1 protein-coding gene is annotated in these 575 nt (G+C 45.7%); it reads right to left on the reverse strand.

Annotation, left to right across the window (positions count from 1 at the left end):
• On the reverse strand, positions 1–575 hold a 575-nt coding region (locus R7O13_RS29265), incomplete at both ends, for a hypothetical protein (protein ID WP_318305509.1).

Genomic DNA, 575 nt, shown 5'->3' on the forward strand with positions numbered 1-575 from the left:
TTGTCGTTGGCACAGCTCGTCGAGTCATCCAAAATAACGCCCATGCTAGCGTCATTGGTTTTTGCGGTAAGTTTGTATTTAACGGTTTTTCCTGGAGCAAGATCGGGCGTCAAAGCAATTGGATTTGAGCTCCATGAGCCATAGCTATACGAACCCGGATCCGAGCCAAGCGAGTCCTCACCCGAAATGACTTCAATTTTCCATTCTTTAAATGCTTGCGCATCGCCAGCGCCGCCTGCTTGCTCCGTCATGACACAAGTTAAGTTATCTTGAATCAATAAGTTATTGGCAAAGTACTTAGACGAACCGTTAGTTACCGTAATTTCATATTCGATGTTTCCACCGGGCACATATTCTGATGCGGTGGTTGTTTTAGAAATGGCGATCTCGGAGTCAGAAACGTTCAGCACTTTTTCTGCATTGACTATATCTGCAACGTTTGCGCTCTGAACTAATGAACCTGATTCATCTTTGATGGCAGCAGAAAAGCCTTGAAGCGTACCAATGGTGATTGGCGTCAGTGTGGCTTCAACTAGGTAAGTGATTGACTCACCGGGGTAGATCGACACCGTATC

The organism is Vibrio sp. Y176 (assembly GCF_033438945.1).